Source organism: Sorangiineae bacterium MSr12523, from assembly GCA_037157775.1.
In the GTDB taxonomy this organism is placed as follows: Bacteria; Myxococcota_A; Polyangia; order Polyangiales; family Polyangiaceae; genus Pendulispora; species Pendulispora brunnea.
Map to the genome: position 1 here is coordinate 5,138,001 of CP089982.1, position 24,901 is coordinate 5,162,901.

Annotated in this window: 23 protein-coding genes; 9 read left to right on the top strand and 14 right to left on the bottom strand. The window is 63.7% G+C overall.

The window, feature by feature from the left end; translation table 11 throughout:
- Positions 1 to 10: 10 nt before the first annotated feature.
- Together LZC95_19530 and LZC95_19535 are read right to left on the bottom strand one after the other, a co-directional pair.
- Positions 11 to 436 (bottom strand): hypothetical protein, encoded by a 426-nt coding sequence (locus LZC95_19530; protein ID WXA98999.1) that lies wholly within the window; start codon positions 434 to 436, stop codon positions 11 to 13.
- Between the two features lie 400 nt (positions 437 to 836).
- On the bottom strand, positions 837 to 2,207 hold the full coding sequence (locus tag LZC95_19535) for a PIN-like domain-containing protein (GenBank protein WXA99000.1): 1,371 nt from the start codon (positions 2,205 to 2,207) through the stop codon (positions 837 to 839).
- 191 nt (positions 2,208 to 2,398) lie between these two features.
- On the opposite strand from LZC95_19535, the gene LZC95_19540 reads away from it, so the two are divergent.
- Entirely contained in the window at positions 2,399 to 3,091 is a 693-nt protein-coding gene (locus tag LZC95_19540) for an SOS response-associated peptidase (protein ID WXA99001.1), read from the top strand.
- 341 nt (positions 3,092 to 3,432) lie between these two features.
- Positions 3,433 to 4,470: a hypothetical protein gene (locus LZC95_19545; protein WXA99002.1), complete on the top strand. Its 1,038-nt coding sequence runs from the start codon at positions 3,433 to 3,435 to the stop codon at positions 4,468 to 4,470.
- A gap of 1,227 nt (positions 4,471 to 5,697) precedes the next feature.
- On the opposite strand, the gene LZC95_19550 is transcribed toward LZC95_19545, so the two are convergent.
- The 7 genes from LZC95_19550 to LZC95_19580 all read right to left on the bottom strand — a co-directional run bounded on the left by LZC95_19550 (position 5,698) and on the right by LZC95_19580 (position 14,568).
- A complete protein-coding gene (locus LZC95_19550; protein WXA99003.1) occupies positions 5,698 to 6,474 on the bottom strand; it encodes a hypothetical protein in 777 nt (258 codons plus the stop codon).
- Positions 6,475 to 6,476: 2 nt separating this feature from the next.
- A complete protein-coding gene (locus LZC95_19555; protein ID WXA99004.1) occupies positions 6,477 to 6,959 on the bottom strand; it encodes a hypothetical protein in 483 nt (160 codons plus the stop codon).
- 53 nt (positions 6,960 to 7,012) lie between these two features.
- Positions 7,013 to 8,026 carry a hypothetical protein gene (locus tag LZC95_19560; protein ID WXA99005.1) on the bottom strand — a complete coding sequence of 338 codons (1,014 nt, stop codon included), beginning with the start codon at positions 8,024 to 8,026 and terminating at the stop codon, positions 7,013 to 7,015.
- Positions 8,027 to 8,036: 10 nt separating this feature from the next.
- Complete coding sequence (locus tag LZC95_19565) at positions 8,037 to 9,062, bottom strand: hypothetical protein (GenBank protein ID WXA99006.1); 1,026 nt, start codon at positions 9,060 to 9,062, stop codon at positions 8,037 to 8,039.
- Between the two features lie 1,743 nt (positions 9,063 to 10,805).
- Entirely contained in the window at positions 10,806 to 12,134 is a 1,329-nt protein-coding gene (locus tag LZC95_19570; protein ID WXA99007.1) for a M28 family peptidase, read from the bottom strand.
- 1,094 nt (positions 12,135 to 13,228) lie between these two features.
- Positions 13,229 to 13,990 (bottom strand): hypothetical protein, encoded by a 762-nt coding sequence (locus LZC95_19575; GenBank protein WXA99008.1) that lies wholly within the window; start codon positions 13,988 to 13,990, stop codon positions 13,229 to 13,231.
- Complete coding sequence (locus LZC95_19580; GenBank protein WXA99009.1) at positions 13,987 to 14,568, bottom strand: hypothetical protein; 582 nt, start codon at positions 14,566 to 14,568, stop codon at positions 13,987 to 13,989. The genes LZC95_19575 and LZC95_19580 overlap by 4 nt, the downstream gene beginning before the upstream one ends.
- 451 nt (positions 14,569 to 15,019) lie before the next feature.
- On the opposite strand from LZC95_19580, the gene LZC95_19585 reads away from it, so the two are divergent.
- Positions 15,020 to 15,421, top strand: coding sequence for a hypothetical protein (locus LZC95_19585; GenBank protein WXA99010.1), 402 nt, complete (start codon positions 15,020 to 15,022; stop codon positions 15,419 to 15,421).
- 201 nt (positions 15,422 to 15,622) lie between these two features.
- Here the strand turns inward: LZC95_19585 and LZC95_19590 are convergent, their stop codons facing one another.
- Together LZC95_19590 and LZC95_19595 are read right to left on the bottom strand one after the other, a co-directional pair.
- Positions 15,623 to 16,201 carry a hypothetical protein gene (locus LZC95_19590; protein ID WXA99011.1) on the bottom strand — a complete coding sequence of 193 codons (579 nt, stop codon included), beginning with the start codon at positions 16,199 to 16,201 and terminating at the stop codon, positions 15,623 to 15,625.
- Positions 16,202 to 16,340: 139 nt separating this feature from the next.
- Complete coding sequence (locus tag LZC95_19595) at positions 16,341 to 16,745, bottom strand: hypothetical protein (GenBank protein WXA99012.1); 405 nt, start codon at positions 16,743 to 16,745, stop codon at positions 16,341 to 16,343.
- Positions 16,746 to 17,288: 543 nt separating this feature from the next.
- Between LZC95_19595 and LZC95_19600 the strand changes: the two genes are divergently transcribed.
- The gene (locus tag LZC95_19600) at positions 17,289 to 18,242 is read left to right on the top strand and encodes a hypothetical protein (GenBank protein WXA99013.1); all 954 of its coding nucleotides are present in this window, start codon (positions 17,289 to 17,291) and stop codon (positions 18,240 to 18,242) included.
- 22 nt (positions 18,243 to 18,264) lie between these two features.
- On the top strand, positions 18,265 to 18,729 hold the full coding sequence (locus LZC95_19605; protein ID WXA99014.1) for a hypothetical protein: 465 nt from the start codon (positions 18,265 to 18,267) through the stop codon (positions 18,727 to 18,729).
- Here the strand turns inward: LZC95_19605 and LZC95_19610 are convergent.
- Positions 18,726 to 19,463 (bottom strand): hypothetical protein, encoded by a 738-nt coding sequence (locus LZC95_19610; GenBank protein WXA99015.1) that lies wholly within the window; start codon positions 19,461 to 19,463, stop codon positions 18,726 to 18,728. The genes LZC95_19605 and LZC95_19610 overlap by 4 nt on opposite strands.
- Before the next feature lie 125 nt (positions 19,464 to 19,588).
- Here LZC95_19610 and LZC95_19615 point away from each other — a divergent pair, with 125 nt between their 5' ends.
- From LZC95_19615 to LZC95_19630, 4 genes are all read left to right on the top strand, one after another.
- Positions 19,589 to 19,945: a hypothetical protein gene (locus LZC95_19615; protein ID WXA99016.1), complete on the top strand. Its 357-nt coding sequence runs from the start codon at positions 19,589 to 19,591 to the stop codon at positions 19,943 to 19,945.
- Between the two features lie 358 nt (positions 19,946 to 20,303).
- On the top strand, positions 20,304 to 21,125 hold the full coding sequence (locus LZC95_19620) for a phage antirepressor N-terminal domain-containing protein (protein WXA99017.1): 822 nt from the start codon (positions 20,304 to 20,306) through the stop codon (positions 21,123 to 21,125).
- Between the two features lie 83 nt (positions 21,126 to 21,208).
- Positions 21,209 to 22,081 carry a DUF6345 domain-containing protein gene (locus tag LZC95_19625; protein ID WXA99018.1) on the top strand — a complete coding sequence of 291 codons (873 nt, stop codon included), beginning with the start codon at positions 21,209 to 21,211 and terminating at the stop codon, positions 22,079 to 22,081.
- 2 nt (positions 22,082 to 22,083) lie between these two features.
- Positions 22,084 to 23,184, top strand: a complete 1,101-nt coding sequence (locus LZC95_19630; protein ID WXA99019.1) for a hypothetical protein — start codon at positions 22,084 to 22,086, stop codon at positions 23,182 to 23,184.
- A gap of 21 nt (positions 23,185 to 23,205) precedes the next feature.
- On the opposite strand, the gene LZC95_19635 is transcribed toward LZC95_19630, so the two are convergent.
- Both LZC95_19635 and LZC95_19640 read right to left on the bottom strand, forming a co-directional pair.
- On the bottom strand, positions 23,206 to 24,504 hold the full coding sequence (locus tag LZC95_19635; GenBank protein WXA99020.1) for a hypothetical protein: 1,299 nt from the start codon (positions 24,502 to 24,504) through the stop codon (positions 23,206 to 23,208).
- Entirely contained in the window at positions 24,492 to 24,857 is a 366-nt protein-coding gene (locus LZC95_19640) for a hypothetical protein (GenBank protein ID WXA99021.1), read from the bottom strand. Before LZC95_19640 ends, LZC95_19635 begins: the two co-directional genes overlap by 13 nt.
- Between the last annotated feature and the right edge of the window lie 44 nt (positions 24,858 to 24,901).

The following is a 24,901-nucleotide window of genomic DNA, read 5'->3' on the forward strand; positions in this document are numbered from 1 at the left end:
GCGCCCCCGGTTACTCCCCCCGCAAAGCGCGCGCCCGCTCAAGCAGGTCCGCCTCATCCGCGGCGTCCCACGAGCACCCCACGGCTCTGGACATCACGGCATCCCATGCGGCTCTCGGCACTCGGTAACCTGCGGTCCAGACGCGATGATCATCGAGCATTTCGGCGGTCGCCTCCGCGAAAATGTCGACCTGGTCCGGGTACTCGCGCACGAGTTGCTGGACCGCCGCAGCGGCCTCCTGATCGGTACCGGGATACAAGTCGCGCCAGCGTATCGGGATCTCAATATGGCCGGCGGAGACCCGAAAATTTGGAGCGAGCCGCCGAAGTAGCAAATCCTCAACACGTGGCTCCGGGGTGCCATCGATCCACTGCCACGCGTTGGGGCCAACTCGAACGAGCGTACCGTTTAGCGCCGTGATGCTGCTCTCCGTCATGATTCACTCCGTCTCCATTTTGAGGTAGCGCGTATGCTACCTCGCGTCGGTTCCGTCGACCATGGTCGAGCCTCGCTCTGCGCTCGGCACGGTGGCCGTCGGCATCGCGAGGCTCACTTGAAATACAACGCCCGCGTTGATCTCGTCTTGACCGGCCGTCCGGGGCGACACAACGCGCTCAAGCGAAATCAAGCCGGGTGTGGGGGCAGCCAGCGATCATCCGCGCGTGCACAGTATCCCTCAAGGTGCAGTATGGTAGTCCCTTCGGTCCAATTCCGCGAGAACAACATCAGCCCGAGGCCGTAGACGAAAATGGCATGCTCCATGGTCACCAATCGGCCGAGCGACGTATATTCGCATTGCGGAGAAGCATCATGGGACGCGCGGTCCTGATCTGATTTCAGGAGCCGCTTCTTTCCAACGGCGCAATTGGAAACGCTTGCTTGAGAATGGGGTGTGATGCCTGATTCAACGCGGTTCGGAGTCCCGCCGGTGTTGATTCAAGCACGACGGCCGACGCGCCGGGGCCAAGGTAGCCTTCCTCAGCGAACTTACTCTCAACCTTACTGGCGGTCCTACTGTCGAGAGCGACAATTACTATCGCTACTTCGGCAAACTGGCCCGAACGAAAAGCTGCCAATGCTCGCTCAATACCCAAGATTACGCTCCGAGAAGAGTACTCGACATCAGGGGCGACGATGATGTCCACGCCGATGCGCTGACTCGGCAGCTCAACGATAATGTCCGGAGTACCAACCTGGGTCGCTACGATAGCAATCGAACCAGCGACTTCCCGCAGTCGTGCAACAATCATCGATTCGACAAGGCGTGCGAGCTCGTTCGGTGGAACGTAATGCTGCGGCGTCAAGATACGTTCAGACGAGAAGAGCCAAGCTTCCGACTCAGTATGCTTGACCTCTTGAATGACGGATTCCTTTGCTCCAAAGTAAGCAAGAAGCCCGGATAACGTTAGGTGGGAGACGATCTTGCCCGACGTCGCGGAGCGGTACTCCTGCATCAACTCATAACGGAGGAATACGGGTTCATTATCCGCTCGATGGAACCAGTCTGCTTTTGTCTCCTCGCTCACAAATATAGTATCGAGTTTGGCGGTGGTGGCTGCTTCAAGGATCGTTAGCCAGATCACAAGATCGCCACCGCCACCATCGTCCTTGGATTTGTCCTTATATCCTGGGGGGATTCTGGTCTCGTATCGGGACCGGCGAATCTCTTCCACGGTCTTCGCGTCGAGAGAAACCTCACGCACTACCGTCGAATCAAAGAGCCGGTTGTATACCTCGAGGACGGGGTCGGAGTGATGCCAGCTAGCAATTTGCTTTGCCAGCGCATCGAGGGCTCGGCGGTGCGATTTCAGTGCCGCATGGATCTTGTCCAGTTCGTCGGCAGCTATCCTGTGCTCGGGCATCCCACGAACGGCGGGAGGAAGCTCATAGCTGCCATTCAACCCGACTGCGCGAGCGTCGCGCACCCGCTTGTACAAGGCGGTGATCAGATTGGGCCGATTCCTTGCGAACTCTCGCGCTGCTTGCGCGGGAACGATTAGTCGTCCATCCGCACGCAATTTACCGTAGATGCGCTCGATCTCATCAAGCGTCGCGGAGCTTGTCTGATACGGGGCCAGGAGAACGTTCGCGTCGAGGACGACGAGGGCGGTTTCTCGGTCCACTCTTCCGATGACGGGGACAAACGCCTCCTCAGCACGCTCGGCAAACGGATGGAATGAGGAAAATGGGTGCCTTGTCTGGCTCACGAGCGAGAAGGTATCAGAGTCCTTCCAGGCCGTCCCTGATCGAGAGAGAGAAAGCCGCTTCCGCCGGAAACGCCGGTTCTGTGCACCGAGGTACCGCGTCGTATCTACAATCCCATGGTGTTGTTGGCAGGCGCGTCGCAGCTTCGTGCGTCGACGTTGCGCTCGAAGGCGTCCGTGTCACAACATCTTCAATGTGCGGACGCGGCGAGGTCGACTACACGGCGGCGAAGATTGTGAATGCCTTTCGGCAAGCCTTCGGCGCGGAGCTCGACGTGCAACTTGATCTTTCGGTGCCGAGGCGCAACGTCGTGCCGTCCGCAAAGGTGCCGGTGCTCCAGCGCGTCGACGGGCGGTTCGTGCTGGCCGATCAGCGCTGGGGCGCGGGCATGTACAATGGAGAGCCGATCGTCCTCACGCGCTCGGAACGCTTGCTGAACGGCCAGTACGAGCGCCTCGCGCGCGGTCTGGTGGCCTTCACGAAATTTTACGAATGGCAGGGTGAAAAGCCGAACAAGATTCCCTACGCGGTGAGGGACAAGGAAGGCGCGGTGCTGATGCTCGCAGCGCTCTGCATGCGCGAGGTGACAGCCAATGGTGAAGTGCGTGAAGGCTGTCGTGTGGTGACGCAGCCCGCGCTCGGCCCCCTCACAGCCATTCACGAGCGTATGCCGGTGCTCGTCTCACCCGACCACCTCGCACGTTGGTTCGATGCGGCGAGCACGCGCTCGGCGATGGCCGCGGTGCTGCCCGACCAATTCCGAATCTCGGCGGCGCTCGAGGTGTACGTCGAGGATCCGCTGGTCGCAGCGGGGCTGAAGGCATCGGCGCCGGCGCGGACCAGGCGCAACCCCAGTACGCCGGGTTCGCAGGGGACCCTATTCTGATGGGGCATGGATGGCCGACGATGTCCATTCCCGTGGCCGGGGTGACGAGGTCTCCTCAGGAGTCGCGTCCATCGCGCTGAACTTTCGAGCGTGGTGTGCGCCGTGGCCGAGGAGTTTGGCCGGCGTCCACGATGGGCTTCCAATCGAGATGAGCCCTTTGGCCATTGTCCACGGCGCGCTGAAGGCGCCGACGGGACCCCTTCGCGTTCTGCAGCATCGCACGCGCTGCATCCAATAGCTCTCGAACCAGAAAGGCCTGTTGGATGGTCATGCTCCTACTTCGAACCAAAGGCCCGAGATGTTGCCCACTTTCGTTCGTTGGCGTCCCGCGGGGACCCGCGATGGTGACCATGTTCCGAAAGAGCAAGAAGACACCTGCTCGAAACTCATGGGTGAATGGTCTGGCGGCGCCGAGCGTCCATCACGACGCTGGAGGTACTTTCTTGAATAACGTGCACGAGAAGGAGCCGCGTCAAAACAACAACAAAGCCGGGAATCCGACGATATCCGCCCTGCAGGGCCCTGACCTCCTTTGCGAGGAGGCGCACGGAGACCTCGAACGACTTCACGATGCCCTGGCACGATGGCAGGACATGCGCGCACAACATCAGGCGAAGCCTTGGACCTGGCTGCCGGCCACGGTCGCCTCGGAGCGCGAACAGAGGACGTTCGTACTGGGCAATGTAGAGCGTGCGAAGGACCTTGTTCGCGCGGCCGGACTCGCGGTCGAGATGGACCTCGATGGCCAGGCCACGCCGATTTTCGACACCCTGTTCGATCCAGGCATAGGACACAAAACACGGCCGTTGGCACTCGCGCAGATCCAGCGTGCCATGGTCGAATTCAAGAGGTCGGAGGTCCGGGCCGAGGGGTTGGAGTCGAAGATACGGCGACCGCGGAAAAGCGCCCCTTCGGCAGCCGAGGACACCGCGCTTGAACAGGTGCTCCGCATGCTTCGGCGCTTTCCTGAAGTGGCTCGTCGGCTTGGCCGCCAGCACCGTACGCGCGACGGGTTCCCGATGAATGACGAATACGACGTGCAGCATCTCCTCCACGGCCTCCTGAGCGTCTTCTTCGACGACGTTCGCCCTGAGGAATGGACGCCGAGCCATGCCGGAGGCTCCGCTCGAATGGACTTTCTACTAAAGCCGCAGCGTATTGTCCTCGAAGCAAAGATGCCGCACGAAGGACAGGCGGACCGCGATGTGGCGAACGGCCTCCTTCTCGACATGGCGAGATATGGAGCGCACCCGGACTGCGGAACGCTCATCTGTTTTGTGTACGACCCTGAGCATCGCATTCGCAACCCGGTGGCACTCGAGCGCGACCTAGCGAGGGCCACTGGTCCCCGCGTGGTGGTTGTCGTCGAGTCAAGATAACGATGGCAAACGATGGCGACCCGCGTGGCGCGGCCAGCGGCGCTCAGGTCGCGAAAGGAAGCCCGACTGCAATTGCGCGACGTTTTCCGTCCGAAGGTAGCATGTTGAGCCGTAAGCCCGCTCCCGAGCCCCAACCCGTGTATGTGTGAAGGTCCACACCGGCCAATCCGAATGCTGCGGGGATAGCGGTGGGGCCGCTCTTCCCGTCCGGACGAAACCCCTTTGCCATCCTGATGGAACTCGGCCTCGTCCTTTCCAAGGCCCCACGTTGCGAGCAACCCATGCGCAGCATGGCTTCATCGGTCCCGATCGAGCGGCCTTTCCCTCTTCGATCGGCTTAGTTTCGGAAAGAGGACCCTCCAACGCCCAAGGCCGAGGGTGAATTAGCGGGTGGCGCGAAAGCCCGACACGTCCTCTGCTGCCACGGTGAAGATGTCTGTACGATACTGCCCAGTCCAAGCGAGAAAGAACACGACCCCCTCGCGCATATCTTGCTCAATCGTGCGGAGCGCATCGTCCTTGTCCCCCCTTCCTATGGGAGAACTCGATAACTCCGTTCCTAATGCGTCCGAGCGTGACGCTAGGGTCCCAGAACGGACATTCCTTCGGAATTGACCTCGCGGGTTCTAAAGCCATGCCGCCAGAATGCTCTGCATCGCGGGGGAACGCCACGGTCATGAGGGGGCCGAGCCGGATAAGGCCAGCCACCGCGTAGGCGCGTTTGACCGTGTGGGGAGCGTCCAGGCCGAGGCGTCCCTGTGCGCCTCATCCGGACAACTACATCGTCAACTCCAAGAAAAACGTCGATGGCGATGTACACCGGACCTATGTGCGGTCGCCAAGGGGCTGCTCGCCGCGTCGTGAACGAGGGGAGAAACCCTCGGGCACAACATGGGTGGTGACTCTGGTGAGTCCGTTCCAGGATCGCCACTGGCCTGATCGCCCCATGGCCTCCAAAGCAAGCTTCCGTCGCGACGAGTTGGATCTGCCTCATTGAGTCCCATGCCCGACAGGAAATCGCCAGGAGCATCCCCGAAGCGTGCAATGGTGGTAGGACGCATCGCGTTCTGCGCGCACTAATAAAGCTCGTACTCCCCCTCGACCGCAGCCGCAAATGACCCGGGAAGCGTGGATTAAGGGCAGTCGTGCACCCACCACGCAATGAGTTCATCGTCGTCTTGATTCGTCGAGACGACGAGCTTGCACGACCTTCACTCCTTGGGCAACTCAATGCACCCCGGGCGCCAACTCGTACCTCCCGTCATCGAGTCGTTCGACCTTCTTTTCCTGAAAGAGCCGCGACAGAAACACGCGAACTTTGGTTTCTGGATCGGGAGAATTCGCCTTCCAGCCAGCTTTCTGGATCGCGATGGCGACCTCCTTCACGGTCAATGGCCCCGAGCGACTCAGGGCCTGGATGATAAAGTCCGTCGGAAAGATGGCTCTCGTTGTCACCGCGGCCTGCGCCATGACCGGCTGCGCTCGAGGAATTTCCTTGCTGTTCGGTGTCACCGGTCGAGCCGGGCGCCGGGCTTGGCGGCGCGCCGACGGGACGAGGAAGTCCCCATCGCGACGAACGCGCTGGGCGAGAACCGCCTCGGCCACTGCGCGGCCAAACAGCGCGACGTCCATGCCGAAATACTTCCGCACTTCGTCGGCGGCCATGCCCGTCGGGAATTTTTCGACGAACGCGCCGATACGGTCCCCGGCCAACTGCGCCTCTCGGGTGGTGCTTCTCGGCGGCTGGCCTCGCATCTTTTCGAAGGTTTTGAGGACGCTGGCCTCCGCCTTCCAGCGACTAAGCTGGTGTGGCGGCCGCTTGGACTTACGCTGGATAGGGACTCTTGCCCCCTCGCGCGACGGCTGCGCGGGCGTGCCATGGACGCCTTCCAATTCCTGGAGTGCTTCTTTGCTTCGTTCGATCTGGAGCTCGAGGCGTGCAAAGAGTTCCTGCCACAATTCGTGGTCTGAGAAGGACTCCAGTGATTTGCCCTTTCGCGGCATGGTCAGCCTACGAGGTGGTAACGCCCGTCATCGTCGAGGGTCACCTTGTTGTCCCTCTTCAAGAGATAGAGCGTTGTGTTCAATAAGGCCCGTGGGTTCTTTGCTCTCGTCGTCCAACCTCGCTTCTCGAGCGCCACGTGCAGCTCCGCGACACGAAGACCATCCGATCCCCGCAATACGTCACAGACCAATTCATTGGTGGTCATTTCGGTCGGCAACGGCTTTGGGCGCTCTTCCTTTCCGCGTGGGGAGACTACGGGTTTGCGCTTAGGTTCGGCCGAGACGGCGGTGGCGCGAACGCTCCCTTGCCCGTTTAGGGCACCTGTCGCTGTGGGACCGTCCGTCTCAGCATCCATCAACCCTTGAAGGACCTCGACCTCCTTCTCCCACTTCGCAATGGCGGCACGTCGCCGAGCGATTAGCTCGTCACGGATCTCGTCGAACGAGAAGTCCTTCAGCGCGGGGTTCAGGTGGACGGGAGCCATAACCCGAGCGTACCGGGGGGCGCTTCGGGCTGCATCCCTTTCCGGAGCGTAGGCTATTTCCGAGAGCGTTCGTCGACGTTGAGGATGGTGGGCGAGTCGGGCATCTCCATGTTCACCGGGATCGGCGGCATCCACCGAAGGTCGAGCCTGCGCGACTCACCGGAGCCGATCCAGAAGTTGTGGTAATGCATCTTCCGAATGTGGGGACGAAGCGTACGCCCCGTCTCTCCGGCCGCATATGTGTCGCGTGCGCGAACCATGGCGGCCCCCAGCCGGAACCCCGTCTCCCACACCTCCGGGATGCCGGGCGGTTGAACCGGCCCTTTCTTATCGCGCTTGATGCCGGGGTGTCCGTGAACGCTTCTTCGGTTGCGCGTGGGGCGGGTTTCGGCATCGCCTACGCACAGATAAAGCAACACGGCGATAAGGGGTTGCACCACCTGGCTTCCGAACGAAATCATTTCCCCCTGCGGAGGAGGCGAGGTGAGGGAGCTCGGAACGTCTGGAAGGAGGTTTTCGCGAACCCGGTTGGCTTCCTCGAAAAAACCTGCAATGGATTCCTCCAACGTCCCACCCAAATGAACCGGTATGGCGGCGAGTCCGGCGTCGGTATCGAGGAGCAATCGGAGCTCCGAGCGACCGTCGTTCGCGTCATGCTCCAAGTGAGCAAAGAAGCCATGAAGATGCCCGACAAGCGAAGGCATATCGAGCTCGATGTAAACGCACCACTCGGGCAGTCGGTGCAAATGCGAGGCTGGAAGGTCGCCAGTGAGCTCCGTCTGGCGCAACGCGGAAAGCATCTCCGGGTGAAATCGATAGATACCTTGCGTGGGCCGCCCTGCAGCCAGAGCGGCCACCCTGGCGATTTCGCCCGACTCACCGAGCCCAACGCGATTGCTCCCTCCGCCCGATACGCAGGCATAGGCCGCCGCCATGGGGCAGTAACACCAGGACGGCCAGTCGCCGAGCTGACGTCGCTGGGCGATGAGCTCCGCATACTGTCGCCAAACACCCGGGTAATCGCGCGACACGGACTCAAGGTGGGTTACGGGTCGAAGAACGGGCATGGCGATCTCCTTATTTGCGAGAGCGTTCGTCCACCTTCAACACGGTGGGCGCATTCGGCAATTCCATGTTCACGGGGATTGGGGGCATCCATCGAAGGTCGAGTCTCCGCGACTCCCCGGATCCCACCCAAAAGCTGTGGTAGTGCATCTTTCGGATGTGCGGCCGCATCGTCCGGAGGGGCGGCCCGTCGTAGTCGGAGCGTGCGCGCTCAAGCGCCGTTCCAAGGCGGAAGCCGGTCTCCCATACTTCGGTTCCGAGAACGGGCTGGTATCGGCCGACACCGTGTTTTCGTTTTTGAAGGCCCGGCTTCGAGTGAACGCGTTTCGCATTCAACGTCGGCCGCGTCTCTTTGTCGCCCGCACAGAGGTAGAGGAGAACGGCCACCGCGGGAGCGAAGACATCCTTCAGCATGCGATGGACGTCTGGCGCGTACTCTTCCTCGCTCATCCCGTCGGGTCGACCGGGCATGGCATACGCCGAAAAGGATTCCTCGAGTGTCCCCCTGAGCGAGAGGCCGACAGGAATCAGTCCCTCGTATCGATGGTCCATGAGCAGACGCAGCTTGGGAGCCTCCTCGCGCGGGTAGTCAAGATGGGCGAAGAAGCCGTGCGTGCGTTCGTCCTCGTTTTCGATGTACACGCACCACTCGGGCAACCGATAGAGGTGTTCGACGGGGATCTGGCCCGACAGGTCGGTGTCTTTGAGGGCGGACAGCAATTCCGGGTGGAAGCGATAGTACCCCTGCGTAGGACGCCACGCGGCCAACGCGGCCAACGCTGCCGCGTGGAGTGATAGCTGCTCGACCGCGGCCGCGTGCCTCGGGTCGTGCGTAACCATGGGTTGCTCCCGCGGCAACTCGTAGCCGCTGGCTTCCTCCACGATCGTGGTCGCGCCCACCCCCATCGGGCAATAGCACCATGAGGGCCAGTCCCCGTGGAGGTGTCGCTGGACGAGGATCTGGTCGAATCGGCGCCAGGCGTTCGGATACGCGCGGATGATGTTCTCGAGGTGGGTCACGGGGCGGAGCGTGGCCATGGCGTCACCTAGCCTACAACCGCTCGATGCCGAGGGCGACGGCCGAGCGGCGCCCACCGCACGGCCGCGTGGACGCTGCGCATCCGGGTGCGCTCGTCCTACCGAGGGAGGCCCAACGGCCGTCTGGGCGACGGGGGCGTGACGGTTCGCGGACTTGGTGGCCCGAGAGCGCTTGCGGGCTTCGTGCGGCGTGCGGGCGCCTCGGCGGGGAGTCGTCGTCCTACCTGCGGCGGCCGGGCCGACGATACCGCGTTGGGACGGAGTCGACTAGCCGTGGGAGTCCACGTGGAGAAGGCTTCGCATGGCCTCGAGGTCGTTCTGCCGCTTGACGATCACCGATTGCCAACGAGTGATCAATTCCTGGCGAAGTTCTTCGAACGAGAAGTCCTTCAGCGAAACCTTTCGCGGTCGAGCGTCAAGGGGACGGCGGGCGGAGCCTCGGGGTGGCTCGCACGACCTACCCCATGAAGATGCCAAAGGGCCGCGCCATCCTGGACCCGCACCGACGAGACCCGTGGTGGCCGAGACGGCCATACGCCGTGGGCAACGCGAGCCAGCGCGAGCCAAGCCTCCGGCGGTGCGGTGGATGGTGCCGTGACCGGACGGACGACCGGCTTGCGGCTCCCGCATGAAGCGCGTCGGAGGCGTTCCCTCACGCCGTCGGCGAGACGCCGAAGCTCCGTAGTGTACGCATCGCCGGTCGCCCCCGCATTCCATCGGGCGAGCCACATCGGCGCGCGCGATGAGCGATGGGCGCATGCGAGACACTCTCGCATGTCGTGGTAGGAAATCACGCGCGGATCTTTGGTCGGATCCATGACAGCTCGTGCCGCATACGCAATGTGCTCGTCATGAATCGCGTCGTCTGCGTCGCGCAGCGCGCGCACGAGCGCCGCGAGTTTCGCCGAATCGTGTCGTGCCGTCGCCAACTGTTGTCGGACAAGGTTCCGCCGCCGTATTCACCTACTGCCTCCCTTCGCCATGTACGCGGCTTTCCCGCGCTCCGACTACTACGAAGGCTCTGCCCCTCCGACGAGACGTCACCGGACTTGGCGGCTTGCCGGGCGTTTCGGTCCCGGCGCTCGGCTGGAGGTTCCCGTGTTCACGAGAGGTCCCCTTGATGCTGTAGGTGTTCAGCTTTTCCCCTGGCAGACCCGGTCGTCGTCGTTTCAGGACAAGACGAACGACGTGTCGACAAAACATCGAACACTCCAGACCAACGGGCAAATGAAGGTCCAGATCTCTCTGCGAATTCCGCCTACGGCGGTTTGCCTTGCGTACAGAGGGTTCCAACGCTGACTTCAACCTGCGTGTCTGGTGTCGAGCACGCGTGTTTCACCATGGCATCTTTGGTAGCCCGTCAACGAGCAGCGCGAGCGTTGTTCGTTACGAGCAGTTTACGCCACTCGGCTTTTGCAGCCCGCCTTTCCAATCTAGGCGAGGTTCGTGGCGCCCTTACCGGCTCGGCCTGACCCGAGTTGGTGATGAATCTTTAGTTCATCGGGACCTCCCGTGCTTTGCACGGCGCACTCGCCCGAAGGCATCGCATCGATTCCGGTAGGGTGCTCAGTGCAGCGCGCCCGAAGGCGATAGAGAAAAGGCCGGAGTCCTGTTCCCAGAAGGGAGGCGAGACCTGGCAACTATCGTGCGGGGGTCATCAGGTGTCGACCAGGGCCGAGCGACCCGCACGCTGGTGCACAGGCACGCGGGCAGCCGATGAACCGTCACGAAGGCGCATTCGCTTTATTTTACGCGGAAGTCTCCCTCGGCGTTGGCGAGCACCCACACAGCCACCGCGAACGCCAGCGTGGCCGTTTCGAGGTCGGCGCGCTCAACGACCTCCAGCACGTCGCCCTCGGTGTGACGCAGCTGGAGGTAGAGACTCGTGTCTTGCAGTACATCCACGATGGGCACGCCGAGTTGCCGAAGCGGTGCGATGTCGTCGGCGCCGCGAGACGTGCCCGAATCAAGGGCAATGCCGAGCGGCGCAATGTTCTCGCAGAGGGCCTTGGTCAAGGCGTGCTCACCCGCGAGCGCCGGGACCCGCAGCGTCAAGGGCACACCGCCTCCTTGATCGGCTTCCAGGGCCACCACATGGCGTGGCGCCTCCGCGGTGTGCGCTGACGCATAGGCCAGGCCTCCGCTGGTGCCCATCTCCTTGTTGGCAAAGAGCACTGTGCGCACGGTGCGTCGCGGGCGATGCGGCAGCGCCGCGATGAGGCGCGCGACCTCGATGGCAATGGCGCAGCCTGCGCCATCGAACGCACCCTGGCCTAGATCCCAGGAATCAAGGTGGGCCCCGAGGAGCACTATCTCCTCGGCGAGGTCGCTGCCTACGACCTCGCCGATCACATTCGCCGACTCGCCCGGGGGCAGGTTGAAGCAGCTCAGTGTGAGCCTGATACGCACGCGCGCGCCTTTACGGAGGAAGTTGTCGAGCGCAGCGAAGCTCTTCACGGCCAGTGCCGCGACCGGGATATGGCGGGCCCGCCCGTACGTGAGCGCACCCGCCTGCGCGGCCGCTGAAAGATTGGCTGAGCGCATGAGCAAGCCCATGGCGTCCTTGTTGGCAGCGCGGGAGGGGCCAGAAATACGCACCTCCGACGACGCAGCGTCGTAGCCAGTGCCGTCGGGTAGATACTGAATAGGGTGATTCAGATAGACGATCTTTCCCTTGACCTCATCGATGGGGGCTGCGTCGAGCGCTTCGAGAGAGCTGAACGCGATCACCTCTTCGAAAATCCCCTCCGCAGGCGTGCCGGCGCTGCCGCCAAGCGCGGCAATCTCCAGGTCCAAAGTGCGTGGTTCCACTATCATGCACCGCTCCTCTTTTTCCCCGCGCGTCCACACGGGGGCAGTCACGGTCTCCGCGTGCACGTTCGCGAGGCCAGCGTCGAGCATGGTCGCCTTTGCCCAGGCGATGGCGGCCACGTCTCCAGGTGTGCATGGCATGCGGGGGCCTTCGTCGGCGCAGAGCTCGCAGAGTTTCTCGAGGTGCTCAAACGCGCGGCACTCTTTGCGCGCCAGATCAATGAGACGGTCGAGGTGCGGAATCGAGGGGACGGTGTCCATGGGCAGCAACTATACGGACCTCGATTCACCCTCGCACAAGGATCGTGGAACACCGGCGCCCCGCGCGGCCGTCAGCTTCTCAGCCGACGGATGTCGTTTGGACCTGGAATCCTATGCTGTCGGCCGTGGCCTCGATGGCGTGACATCGCCGTGCGAACGCCCCGCGCCGAGATCTTAAAGCTCTTCGCCGAGGAAGGAGCTCCGCTTTGCCCTCAAGCCCACAACCGCCTCGACGCGTGCACCGATTCGAAAGTCCTTGAGCGCGGGGACGAACGCGCCCTGGTGGCCGCTCATGCCCGCCCCTCATTCGAGAACTGTTTCGAGGACCGCGAGCAGTCCTCGTTGATCCGTGAGTGCTCGTTCGAGGGCCGCAGCTTCCTCGTCGCACTGAGCAGCCAGATTCCCACTAAGCCGTTCCTTCCGTTCGAACATGCTTTGGCGAAACGAAACCAAGTCCAGGGTCAATCAACGCCGATTTCGAACCACATGCTCTCGCTAGTGCATACAGAGCAGAGCCTCGTCGGGTCCAGCCAGCCTCGATGACGCATCAAAGAGTCTCTCCCTGTCGCCGTTTGCCATCTTATCGTTCAGTCTCTCCGGACCGCCACCAAGGCGTCGAGACCGTTTGGCACGGCGTCTTCGCCGATCCACTCCTCCGTGAGCCGATCCACGTTGATCGTCATAGGTTCCGTCCTTCGCAATGCGATGTCACCCCGCCTTCGACGGCGAGAAGAAAGTGAGTGACCTAGCGTGATTGGGCCCGACGCTTAAATGGTGTACAAGCTCGAAGGGCTGCTATCGAGTGCTGTCAATGGGAGTGTGCGTTCGCCGGAACTCGTCCAAACGCGGCCGACGCCGGTCTCGACGTGTATAGCGCCGGAGCCATTCCGATTGGATGGGATGAACAAGGACGGTCGATACTCTACGACCCACCGATCCGAACGTGAGTGGGATGTCCCCATGGTGACGGCTCATTCCGGCGTCGATCGTGCGATCGAGCATCCCCCCGTCCGCGTACGAGGACGGCTTCTCGAGTTGAAGCGTTTGAAAGGCCGAACGATGGACGGGAGCTTGGTGCGCTCGGCGGCGGCCCTTCACACGCACCGAGGCACGACGGGGCGAAGGTTCGGCGGCGCGCCGCCGCGCACGACGTAATGCCGCACGGCCTCGCGGACATCGACGAGGACCGGGCGCTCGACGCGATAGAGCCAGATCCGCAGGTCCCGGGGTTTCTTTGGCTTCGCCCGCTCCGCGACGCCCGCTTCGATGACGCTTCGGTGCCCCGGCGAGTTGAGCTCGAGGCAGGTCCCGACGAGCAGCCGGTCGAGAAGGGCGAGCATGCGCTCGTCCATGCTCTCGAGCGTGGAGGTCCGCGCGCCGCCCGATACGTCGTCGATGGACTCGCCGAGGCTTGCGAGCCGGCGGAAGGCCGTAGCCCACACCACGCCTTCACCGCTCGACCCAAAGAGTTGGACGTTTCCGTCACGGACGAGCACATGGGCCGTTGTCACCGATGCGGCGGCGCCCCGAGGGTCGCGGGCGAGAAGCATCCCTTCGGGCACCTCGATGGCGAACGCGTGCCATGGTGCGACAAGGCTCTGGAGCTTGGGCCTGGCCGGTGTCGCCATCAAGCGGGCGGCATGAAGATCCGAGAGACGCACGAGAGGAAAGTTCGCCCTGGACCATTCGGTGGCCCATTCGGCGGTCGCCGTGATGGGGTCGATGTCCGCCTGGAGACGATCCGCGGACACGCCGTCCGCGGGGATGCTCGCTCCTCGGGCATTCGGCCCGGTCCCTTGGCGTCGAAGCTGGTCTCCGACCAGCATGAGCGACTCGCGGTAGTGCCAGGTACTCATGGCACTACCTCGGCCCGAGGGGCCCCCTCGCGCCAGCCCGCCCCGGTCGGCCGCGCCGCGAGGAAGCGCTCTGCCGCGTCGCGGGCAGCGCGTTCGTTTTGGCAGACCATCACGTCGTACGCCCGTGGCGGGTCGGGGTCTCGGAACACCAGCACGTAAAGCTCGCCGTCGCCCTGATCTCCCAACTGCACGTGGGCGCGCGCCGCCTTGCCGCCGTGCCTCCAGATCTCGGACGCGGGCCCATCCACGAGGGCCGGCGCGGTGGGGCCGTTCTCCGTCACGCGCGCCAAGAGTTCGTAGCCGCCCTCCACCCTCGCCGATCGCGCCTGGATTGCGAGCATGAACCAGCGTCGCGCCGCAGCGCTCAGGGACTGAGGCGGAGCACCATTGAGCCGAATGCATCGCGCGTTCGTGACGACGCCATCGCTCCAATATGCGAAGGTTCGGCCCTCCACGTGGAGCAAGTGAGCGTCCTCGATCTCCACTGCCAACTTCGGGACGAATCCCAGAGCCTTCGCGCGATAGGCCGCAATCGCCCACGAGTTCGTGATGATGTCGTCGATTCGATATCGTTTCACTGAACATTCTCCTTCCCGTTTCGTCGCCGTGCCCGCAACGGCCATTTATGGCGACCATTCGTTGGTCCGAGGCGAGGTGTCCTCGGCTCGAGGGGCCCTCGGTAGGTCGATGCTGCTCGACCAGCCCATTCCGGCCGCATACCAATCCGCCCAGGGTCTGCGCGCGAGAAAACACCCTCGCGCTTCCGTGCGCAGGATCTTTCTCGCGACGTGGAGAAATTTCGCACGTGTCGTTCGCGTTGCCATGGCTACCTCACCAGGTTTTATTACATGTAGTCGCGAATTGAATATAATCTAACTAGAGAAAGTTTAGCTGCAATATCAAAATAACAACTTCGCGCGCCGTTGATGGGTTGATCGGGCGGACGGCCGCTGGACGATCCAGAAATCCCTGGAACGGGGTCTCAGGACAGTCCAAGCCCACCGCAAGCAATGCTCGACAGATCCAACGATGTTGCGTGCGGCCGCCGTGCTGCCCTACCGTGGAGAGGTGCCGACGACCCATCCGTTTTATACCCTCTACAACGACATCAATCAGCGGCTTGACGAGACCGGTGCAAATGAAGAGGGGCGCGACGTGATCATGCGAAAGCGAGCCTTGCTCGCCAAAGAGATGCGCGAGGAATGGACGAAACTTTGGGGGGAGTTGTGGAAGAGCAACCCCGAGGCGGTACGGGACGATCCGTGCTTGTTGGCGTGCGGCGACTTGCTATGGGTCCTGAGCCTTGTAGGTGGGAATGAAAGACCCAAACGGCTTCTTCAACTGGACATATCCGCGGAACGGCGGTCGGAATACGACGCCGAATGCGCTCGACTCACCGGCCTAGCGCGGGCTGCACTCGACGTCGCATAGGGCGCAAAGGGAGAGCCAAACGAACATTTTCAGAGGGATATGCCCGCGCGTCTGAGGCCAGGGTATCCGTCGGTCGATCGAAGAGGGCACCGAGGGCGGTGTAGCGCGTCGCGGGGCTCTGTACGAGGCACGTGTGATGCGGGCCAAAGTGATCCCCCCGTCGCCGCGACCTTCGATAGCGCTCGATTAGTCCCGTGGCGCTCAGTGGGAGGAAGGCGCCACCTCGCGAAAGACCTCGGCCAGAACCGGCCTCCGAACGCTCACCACGACGCGGTAGAGGTCCGTGGTTCGCCCGTCTGAATCGCACTCGGTGGTGAACCAGTCCGAATCGCCCGTGTTTTCGCTGGTTAGCACCAGAGAAGTGCCCGCGAAGGGGACGACGTCTTCCGCGAAGCCGTAGCCCAATCGCTCCACGGTTTCGAATGCCGGATCGCCTTCCTCACCTTCCTCGAGAAAGGAAAGATCGTCGGCGCGAAGGAGTTGCTTGAGAATGCGGACCGCCATCGGTTTGAGCCGCGTCTCGCCATCGGGGCCCATGGTGTTTCGCGCGACCGAGGAGAGTGCGCGGGCCGCCCGCGGTCCACTGTACTGTAGAACGCCCTTCTGAACCTCGCCCAAGATCGCCGCTGCACCCCAGGGTCCCTCGTCCGCCGCGTAACCGAAACACATCTGGTATGCCTCGGCGTTGGCCTTGGAGACGCCCTCGAGGAACCCGGCCATGGCACGGCGGTAGGGGAGAGGTGTGCCCAATACGATCTGCGCAAGGGACGCAATGTCCATCGGCTCGACGCGGGTTTCGGATTCTGTTTGCGTTGTTTCAGTGAGGTGGGATTGCATAGAGATATCCTAATCCACAGATACCTAATTGCCATTGTCGGTGGCTTTATTTGCCAATTGATATTCTCGTGTCGCTTGGCCACTAATCATCGCGATGGTCGTCCATGAGCTCCTCACGCTTGGCGAGCCACTTCTCGGCCGAGGCGCTTTGGAAGCAGGTACGGCATAGGTAGTCCGGCCGAAGGCCACCGACGCCAAACGCTTCTTGCACGTCGGAGAAAGGCCGCTCGTTCCCGCAGAGCGCGCAATCGAAGCGCGCGTGCCCGAGCTCTGCGCATCGATCGCAGATCGCCCTTCCATCGGCATTGTGCGCGTGGGTTCGAGCCGCCGGCCAGCCCGCGCGTCTGGCCTGGTCCCCAAATGCCGCCTCGCGTACGAGGGGGAGTCTGCACGCCGCGCACCTCGGCACGCAAAGCGCGACGGTGACGATCGCATAGCCTGTGTGCTCGCCCACGGCCTGGGGGACGAAATCGTCGATGTGCTTCATCTCGATGACGATAGGCGCCGGCGCGCCGCGGGCAAGCCGAGTGGGCTCGCGAGGCAATGGCCACCGGCGTCGTGAGGCACGGATCTGCGCTCAATCCACGGCGTGTTGGCGTGGAGGCGGCCTTGCGCATCGAAAGCACTCCGCGCGCGAGATGCCCTGAACTGCCCCGAGCCGCCCTCAGGCGGATTTTCTCGCCTATGGGTGAGAGGGCACGACGAGGCGACGCTCCCCCCTCGTAGCCTCGTCGTGTCCCGCTCACCTTGAGCTCACGGCACGGAAGTACGAACGGCAGCCCCAAAAGGGGGGCTTCTCGTTCTCCTATCGCCACGGCCGTGCGCTGAATCGCGGGCGGCACGGGCTTCCTAGCCCGCCCGCGCGGCGGTGGTTGATGGGTTTACCGCGAGAGGGAGCAGTTGGGGCTCCCCCTTGTTCTTCAAGAACCCGAGTCACGGCAACGCCCGTGTACTAATTGTTTATCGCAACTTCCGTGCGGCTCAGAATCCTCAATGCCACATTGGCCTCGGCGTCGGTGCGCTTCATTCGGTGCGCGTCCTGCGCCGCAACGGGGTCGATGCCCGCGCCTACGGCGTCTGGACCTTCGAACATGTCCGCGAGCGCCTTTGGGAAAACAACGGCGTTACCCACTGCATCATCGAGGCGCCCTGGCTTTCGGCCGCCGAGACGGCGACCCTCTGCCACGAGTTCCCCGACACGCACTTCCTGGTCCGGACGCACTCGAACCTCGGATTTCTCCAGGTCGAGTCGGGTGCGATCACGATCATCAAGGAACTCCTGCTTTTGCAGGAAGGCGTCCTTAACCTCACGGTCAGCGCCAACAGCCAGCGGCTGACGCATTTCATCGAACGAACCTATCAAGGTAAATGCCTCTACCTTCCCAATCTCTACGACACGGAGCGCGTTTCGCGAAAACGCGACTTCCCAAGCCAACATCGCCTGATTCGAATTGGCTCGTGGGGTGCGCAGCGCCTCATGAAGAATCACACGACCGCGGCGGCAGCCGCGATGCTCGTGGCGAAATCCCGCGCGTCGGACCTCGAGTTCTGGGTCTCGACGGATCGCGAGGAATTTGGCCGCGGCATCATGGCGTCCCTACGGGCGATGTTCAAAGGTTTGCACTGGGCGAAGCTCGTCGAGCACCCTTGGGAGGACTGGGCGGCATTCCGAAGGACCGTCGGATACATGGATCTGAATATCCAAGTATCGATGTCCGAAACATTCAATATTGTGAGCGCGGACTCTGTCGCGGAGGGCGTTCCGTGCGTCGTTTCTCCGATGATCGAATGGGCACCTCCGCATTGGATGTGCCACCCCGACGCGGTCGAGGAGATGGCTCGCATCGGGACGGAGCTCTTGGCGAGCGTGGACGGCGCCGCCGATGGCCTCGCGGCCCTTTTGCGGCACGTTCGGCACGCCGTGCGCCGGTGGCTTCGATACCTCGACAGCCAGCCCGACGCCATCCAGTCCGACGACGATTGACGCTCTGCGGGAGGAATTCGCTTTGGAATGGATATTGGTTTTGATGCTTCTCGTGCAGCCGACGGCGCCGTGGGCGAACACCTACGAAGAGACAGCACGCGCCATTGCGCACGTCGTTGCGGAGGAAGAGCCGTTGTTCGATGGGCCCGATGGCCGAGCCCAGACGGCGGCAACTTTGGTGTCACTCGCATTTTTCGAAAGTCGATTTGACCAGCGAGCTCAAGGTGACGCAGGTCATTCTACGGGCTTGTTTCAGTCATGGGGTGGGGGAGCAGCCTTGTTCGATCCGACCCGCGCGACGCGCGCGGCCCTCGCAGCCATGCGCGAATCGCTGCATCGCTGCCGCCATCGGCCCTCGGCCGAGCGCCTGGCGAGCTACGCGTCTGGCTCGTGCGACCGAGGCAGGGCGGCGTCGCGCGTGCGCATGGCGCTTGCGGCGAGGCTGCTCCGCCTTGCCCCACCACCCCCCGAGCCACCCATGCTCTAATCGTGCTGTGCTCCGCGGGGCGTTCCAATGTTGGCCCGCATCGCCGAAACAATTTGGTCCGGCCGAAGGAGCCCGATGTCGAGGACGGCTTCGAGGAGCCCGGCGCGCGCGGTCTTCACCCCGTCCGTGGTGGGAGGGAGCGCGAGCGCCGCCTCGACAAAGGCGACGACCGCCGCACCGAGGTGGCTCGGTGAAAGACCGGCCGCGGGCTGGCCCTTGGCCAACACGAATTCCGCGGCCTTATCCAATTGCGCGATCGCCTTGGCGGGGACCGTCGCCAGAGCCTTTGACGCGCCATTGGACTTCTTGGCCTTCGGAGCGGTGCGGGCGCCCTTCTTCTTCTTCGCGTCCCCACCACGGGTCGCATAGACGGTCTGCAGCGTGAGGGGGATACCTTGGTCCAATGCCGCCTTGACGACGTCCGGTGGCGACGCGTTCGGCATCGTTCGGACGAAGGCCGCCTTGTCTCCTCGTTTGAGACGCCGCTTGCGTGGCGCCGCCTTGGTGGTTTTCGCCTGCGCCGCAGGACTCTTTTCCTTCTTGGGTGCGGCGTTTACGTGCGCTGCCGATTTCCTGGCCTTCGCCCGCGCGCCATAGACGTAGCTCTTCGAGAACGCATAGCCCTCGTCTTTCCCCTTCTGGATAACCTCCGACGCGCCCAACTCGAGGGGCAGGCTTTGGATGAATGCGATCTTCTCTTCCGGAGTCTTTTGCGTCTCGACGTCGGCCATCATAACCCCTCCTCGTGAACGGGCGTGGGCGGTGAGCATACCGGAACGGAATGCGTAAGCGTCAATAGTCGTGCGCGCCGGTTCAATCGCATTCAATCGCCTACACCTCCTTTCCGCGGAGCATTTGCATGGAGTCCTCCAGCACCCATCACTCACCCGCTTGTTCAGAGGGCAAAGCGCGCCGCGCGCGCGCCCTCGAGTTTCGACGCGCGGGCGTCTCGTACGAAGCGATTGCCACGCAGCTCAACTACACGGATCCGCTGGCAGCCCGATGGGACGTTGCGCAGGGCCTCCGCGGCGCCGTGCAGGACGAGCCCGATGACTGCGCTCGGCTCGAGCTCGAGCGCCTCGATGCCATGCTCCTCGGTCTTTGGCAGCGTGCTCGCCAAGGGGATGAAGCGGCCATTGATCGCATCCTACGAATCATGGAGTCGCGCGTTCGGCACCTCGCCGAGCTCCGCGCGATGTCTGGGCAGCGCGTTTGAAGGGCCGCCAAGGAGGTCGCGCCCCGGTTGGGACTCCACCGGATCCCGCACGCGACGCGGTTCAAGCAAAGCCTCGACAATGGGCTGCCGGTTAGAGCATGAGCAACCGGACCGCATAGAGGTCCGGTTGAAGAGGACGCGCTTTTTATGGGCGCCACGCACGTGGTGCATCGCGTTCCCCCGTCGCCGGAAGCTGACAAAGAATGAATCTACCGTGTACGCCGGGAGCAACCGGACCGCATAGAGGTCCGGTTGAAGAGGACGCGCTCGTTCGCGTCGTTCGCCGATGGGGAAATGACGCCTGGAGGCAAGCCATGAGCAACCGGACCGCATAGAGGTCCGGTTGGAGAGGACGCGGATGGATATCGTCAAGTTCAAGTTTCATGGCGATGAGCTCGAAGGGGTGCGCGAAGTGAGCGGCGTCTGGTTCCCACTCCGCCCGATGTGCAGGGCGCTCGGCCTCCAGCCGAACCCCCAGAGCACCAAGCTCAAAAGCCAGCCATGGGCGACCGCACCGCTGCTCCGTGCCGTCGGAGAAGATGGGAAGAAGCGCCAGATGCTCTGTCTGGACCGGCGGACCCTACTCATGTGGCTGGCGACCATCGATGCGAATCGGGTCGCAGAAGCCGTGCGACCGAAGCTCATTGTCTACCAGCTGGAGATCTCCGACGTGATCGAGCGGGTCTTCGGCGGGGGCACGCGCAGCACGCCGGCGCCGAGCCCTGAGAGCTCGCCGGCAACCCTGGCTGTCGCGTTCTCGACAGCGCTCACAGAGGTTCTGCCGGCTCTCTTCGAGCAACTGGATCGCCGGATTCAAGCGGCCATCGAGCGCATGGACCAGCGCATCGAGACGGCGCTCGACGCGCGCGCGCGGAGCCTCACGTTCACCATCGGGCGGCAGCGCGCCCGTACGCAAATCTTGTCGCGTTTGCGTCTCATTTCGGAGCGTCGTGCTGTGGCGTGCCACGAGAGCGTGCGGCGGCACCGCGGGATTGTGGACGCGGAGCTTCGAGCGCATTTGGAATTCTTCGGCTCGGGGCCCGCGTGGGCCAACCTGCCCGAGTCGCGACTCCCGAAAGCCATTCAAGAGCTCGACCGGATGGCCGTCGAATCGGAGCGACTGCTGTGCGCGGTCGACCGTGCGCGCGCCACGCCCCAGCAGCCATTGTTCAAGCATTGACCGGGGATGCGGAGGCACTCCGCCCGGGAGCCCACCAAAGGTGCGGTCCAAATCCAACGCTCTATTCCCGAAAGGCAAACGGCATGTTGAGCAGTGCGACGTGCGCGCAAATTCTCTTTCTGCCGGGACTCCTGGCGATCGGCGCGTGCTGGGCCGGCCCCCCGCCGGATAGCACCCACGAAGACGCCCGAGCGAGCCGCAAAGCCCTCGAGGCACCACGCGCCGCGAGCGCCGTGCAGGTCGGGACCCGATGCCAAGAGGACTATCCCGCCGAATGGGAACCGACGGTTCCCGACACGTGGAGGCAATGCGAGAGCTTCAACAGTGGGATCGCGCCGGCCAGCCCCGTGAAGTTCTATTACAATCTGCACGGCGCCCAGCCCGCTTTCCAGGATGAAGACACCTGCGGTTGGTCGTGCGGCTACGTCGATTCGGTCGACTTATTTTACACCCTAACCCACGGCGGAATCGACAACGGCGACCAACGCCTCGAAGCGCGGTGGGCGATGTGGGACAAACGAACCTACGCCCGGTCGCAATACATGCGCCTTGGCGCCAGCGGTCGCCAAAACATGGTGTTCGTCACGGGCGCCTGCGACACGCACCGCGTGGATGCCTACGTCCTCGAGCGGTGGAAAACCATTTTCGCCGGTGGGCTCATCCTGACGCTCGGGGGCCATCACCTCATTTGGAGTGGGCACCCCGGGCAAGGCGCCGACTTCGCGAACCGCATGCGTAATGGGGAGCCTATTGGCCAGGCGTGGCTCGAGGCGACGTTTTACGCCGACAACGCCAACACGCCGGCCGTTCTGTCCACGGGCGGATGGAACCGTTCACCGGGCGACCCCCTCGAATGCTTCACGCGCCAGGACACCACCGTTCTCGACAACCTGATTACGCGAAGCCCGATTCGCGATGGCGACGTCGGCGCTCTCTGCTGGACCACCTGGAATTGACAATGATGAAACCGCGAGGCTTCGTTGTTCCCGTCGCAATCACGACGTTGTTCGGCGCGATCGCCATGGCGAGTCCCTCGCCGCACTCCGATGCGTTGGCGGCGCGATCACTCACCTCGGGCATGGCCGTCAGCTCGGTGCCCGTCCTTGTACGCGACGGCGGGCCTGGCCCGGACGCTGCCCTTCGGGGGCTGCTCACTCGGCTCGGCGTGTCCGCGAGCACCCAAGCCGCACAACCCGGTCGCACGCGCGCCGCGGGCCAGGGGTGGCACCTCGACGTGTTCGCGGATGGATCGGCGGCGGAGTTCGTCGACGAGGGCGCCACGACCCGCCTACGCGCGCAAGGCACCGACCCTGCGGTGGCCATGGCCCCGCTCGACCTCGAGGCGCGGGCGCGGGCGTTCATCGCGGCGCATTTGGCGGACGTCATCACCCTCGGGTCGGGCGAGAGCCTCCTCGTCGACGCCACGTCCACCCAACAGCAGGGCGGCATGCGCGCTGACGGTACGGCGCTGCCGACGACGATCCTGGCGAACCGGATTGTCTTCCGCCGGGAGATCGACGGCATTCCCGTGGTCGGAGCCGGCTCCAAAGTGATCGTCACGTTCTTGAACGACGGGACCGTGCAGTCATTTCGGTACGACTGGCCCCGCTATGCAAAGACGGGCAGTACGCAAGACGCGGTCCCACCCGGCGACATTCTTCAGCGCGTGCGGCACGTCGTTGGCGCGCGGACGGGCAGCAAGACGCTTGCGCAGGTGGAGGTGCCCTCGGTCGCGACGGGGACGACGACCATGGACCTCGGCAGCGATGTGATGCTCCAGCGCCTCGAATGTGGCTACTACGACCCAGGTGTGCTCGTTCGCGATGCCCGCGCTCCCATTCAGGCCGGCTGCTACTACCGAGCTCTCCACGTCGTCGCACCGCAGGGCGCGCCGATGCGGGCCGGCGTGGCTGGCGCGGTTCCCGCCGGCGCGATCCCGGAGCCCGACCCGAGGTGGCCCGAGGAGGCCCTGCTTCGTGGGGTTCGCTCGAGTGGCCCAGTGCCCGCGCCGACGGCGACAAGGGCATCTGCCGCCTCCCCGGCGTCCCGCTCCAAGTAGCGACGCCGCACGGCACGGCGTTCACGCGGTCGCGGTGGGCTCGTCCTGATCGATCGGGCCATCCTCCAGGGGCTCGGCCTCTGCCCTCGCTTGCGCGACCTTCGCCGCCGTGAAGGTGGCCCACGCCGTGGCATTCTCCTCGACCGTTACGGACCATGAGAACCGCGCGTTGTGACCGTCCGATTCCAAATCGGACGAGTCCCAGTGGTAGCCGTCCACGATGGCGTTGAGCTTGTTGAGCACGAGCAGCGCCTGCGTCGTGTACTTCGTGACGTAGTTCCTTCGGTCGAACGTAAGGTCCGCGTCCCCCTCGCGCACCACGAAGGCCTCGCGCAAGAGCACGTCGAAGGGGAGGTTCGTCGCCGTCACGGTGATGGCCGCGTGGGTCGTGTTCACACGGGCTCGGACAGAGTACCGGGCGCGGGGCAGCTTCCCGGAGGCCACCGCCTCGCCGATCTCCCGACGGATCTCGCGGGCCACCTGGGGGGTATCGAGCCCGATCCCCTTCGTCTGCAGCCGCTCCTCCACCGACCGGCTCCGTGCTGCCTCGCGCACCAGGGCGATGGCGACGGACGCTGCGTCGTATTCGGGCTCGCCGGGGGGCAGGTACGCTCCCAGGGGCAGCTTCGCGCCGTTCTCGCTTTGGACGAGAAGGTCGCGAATTTCTCCGAGCGTGTCCGATGTGAAGGCGGCCCCCACGCGTCGATGGCTTCGGCCGAGGGTGTTGCGGCCGAGCAACCAAGCGACCCATTCGGCGAGCACCGGATCCGCGGGCAGCCCTTCCGCCGCGGCCAGGATCTCCGGGGACGTGCAGAGGCGCTGCTCCTCGTCGGTGCGGACCCCACGCGCCTGGATTTGCTCGGTCCGTGCCTCCATGTTGATGAACGAGATTCGCTGAAGCCGGTCGGCCGCATACCCCCGGACCTCGGGGGGAACGACGGCCACGATGCTCGCCAGGTCGGCTGCCCCGAGCCGTACGACGGTGTCCGTTGCGAGCCCGACCGCCAGCCGGAGAAGCCGAAGGCCTCGTGCCGATTCGGGATGTAGAAACCGCCTACCGTCCTCCAGCCTCGTATTTCCCTCAAGCCGCTCGACATCCCCGACGGCTCCCTCCGGGTGAAGGACAACGAAGCGCGTTGCTTCGAGGATGCTCTCGGTCCCATGCGGCATCTTCGTGCGGTCCCGCCGCTCATGCCGGACCGCGAGGGCATTGGCGAGTGAGCAACGGGCCAAAACGCCCGCGGCTGGAAGATGCGCCTCAGAGGGAAGGGCCATCACGACATTGGCGAGAAACCCTCGGCTGACCATCACGACGCCCATGACACCGCCTCCTCGATGCGGATGCCGAGCCAAGTCCGCTCGTCCTCGTCGGTGAGGGAGACGACCTTCTGCCCGGGGGCCAGGCGCACCAAGAGAAGGGGACCGATGAGCAACGCGTCCTGGAACTCGAGGAACTCCTCGGGGGTATGCCCGTTCCAGTCTCGCCGCTGCCTCACCGCATGGGGATTGCGCCAGATCTCCAGGCCGGACCCAATCCGGCCAAGCCGCTCGAGGTGGCCCCCCATGAGCACCATGAGGCGGAGAAGGTCCGAGCGCTCACGGAGCTCCTCGATGCGCACCGCGCCGTCGACGGGAAGGAGGAGGACCCGAATGCAGATGCCTTGTGCGGCCATTCCTGTTTCTCCTGTCTGCAAGGGCACGGCGCCGCCTCCGTGGT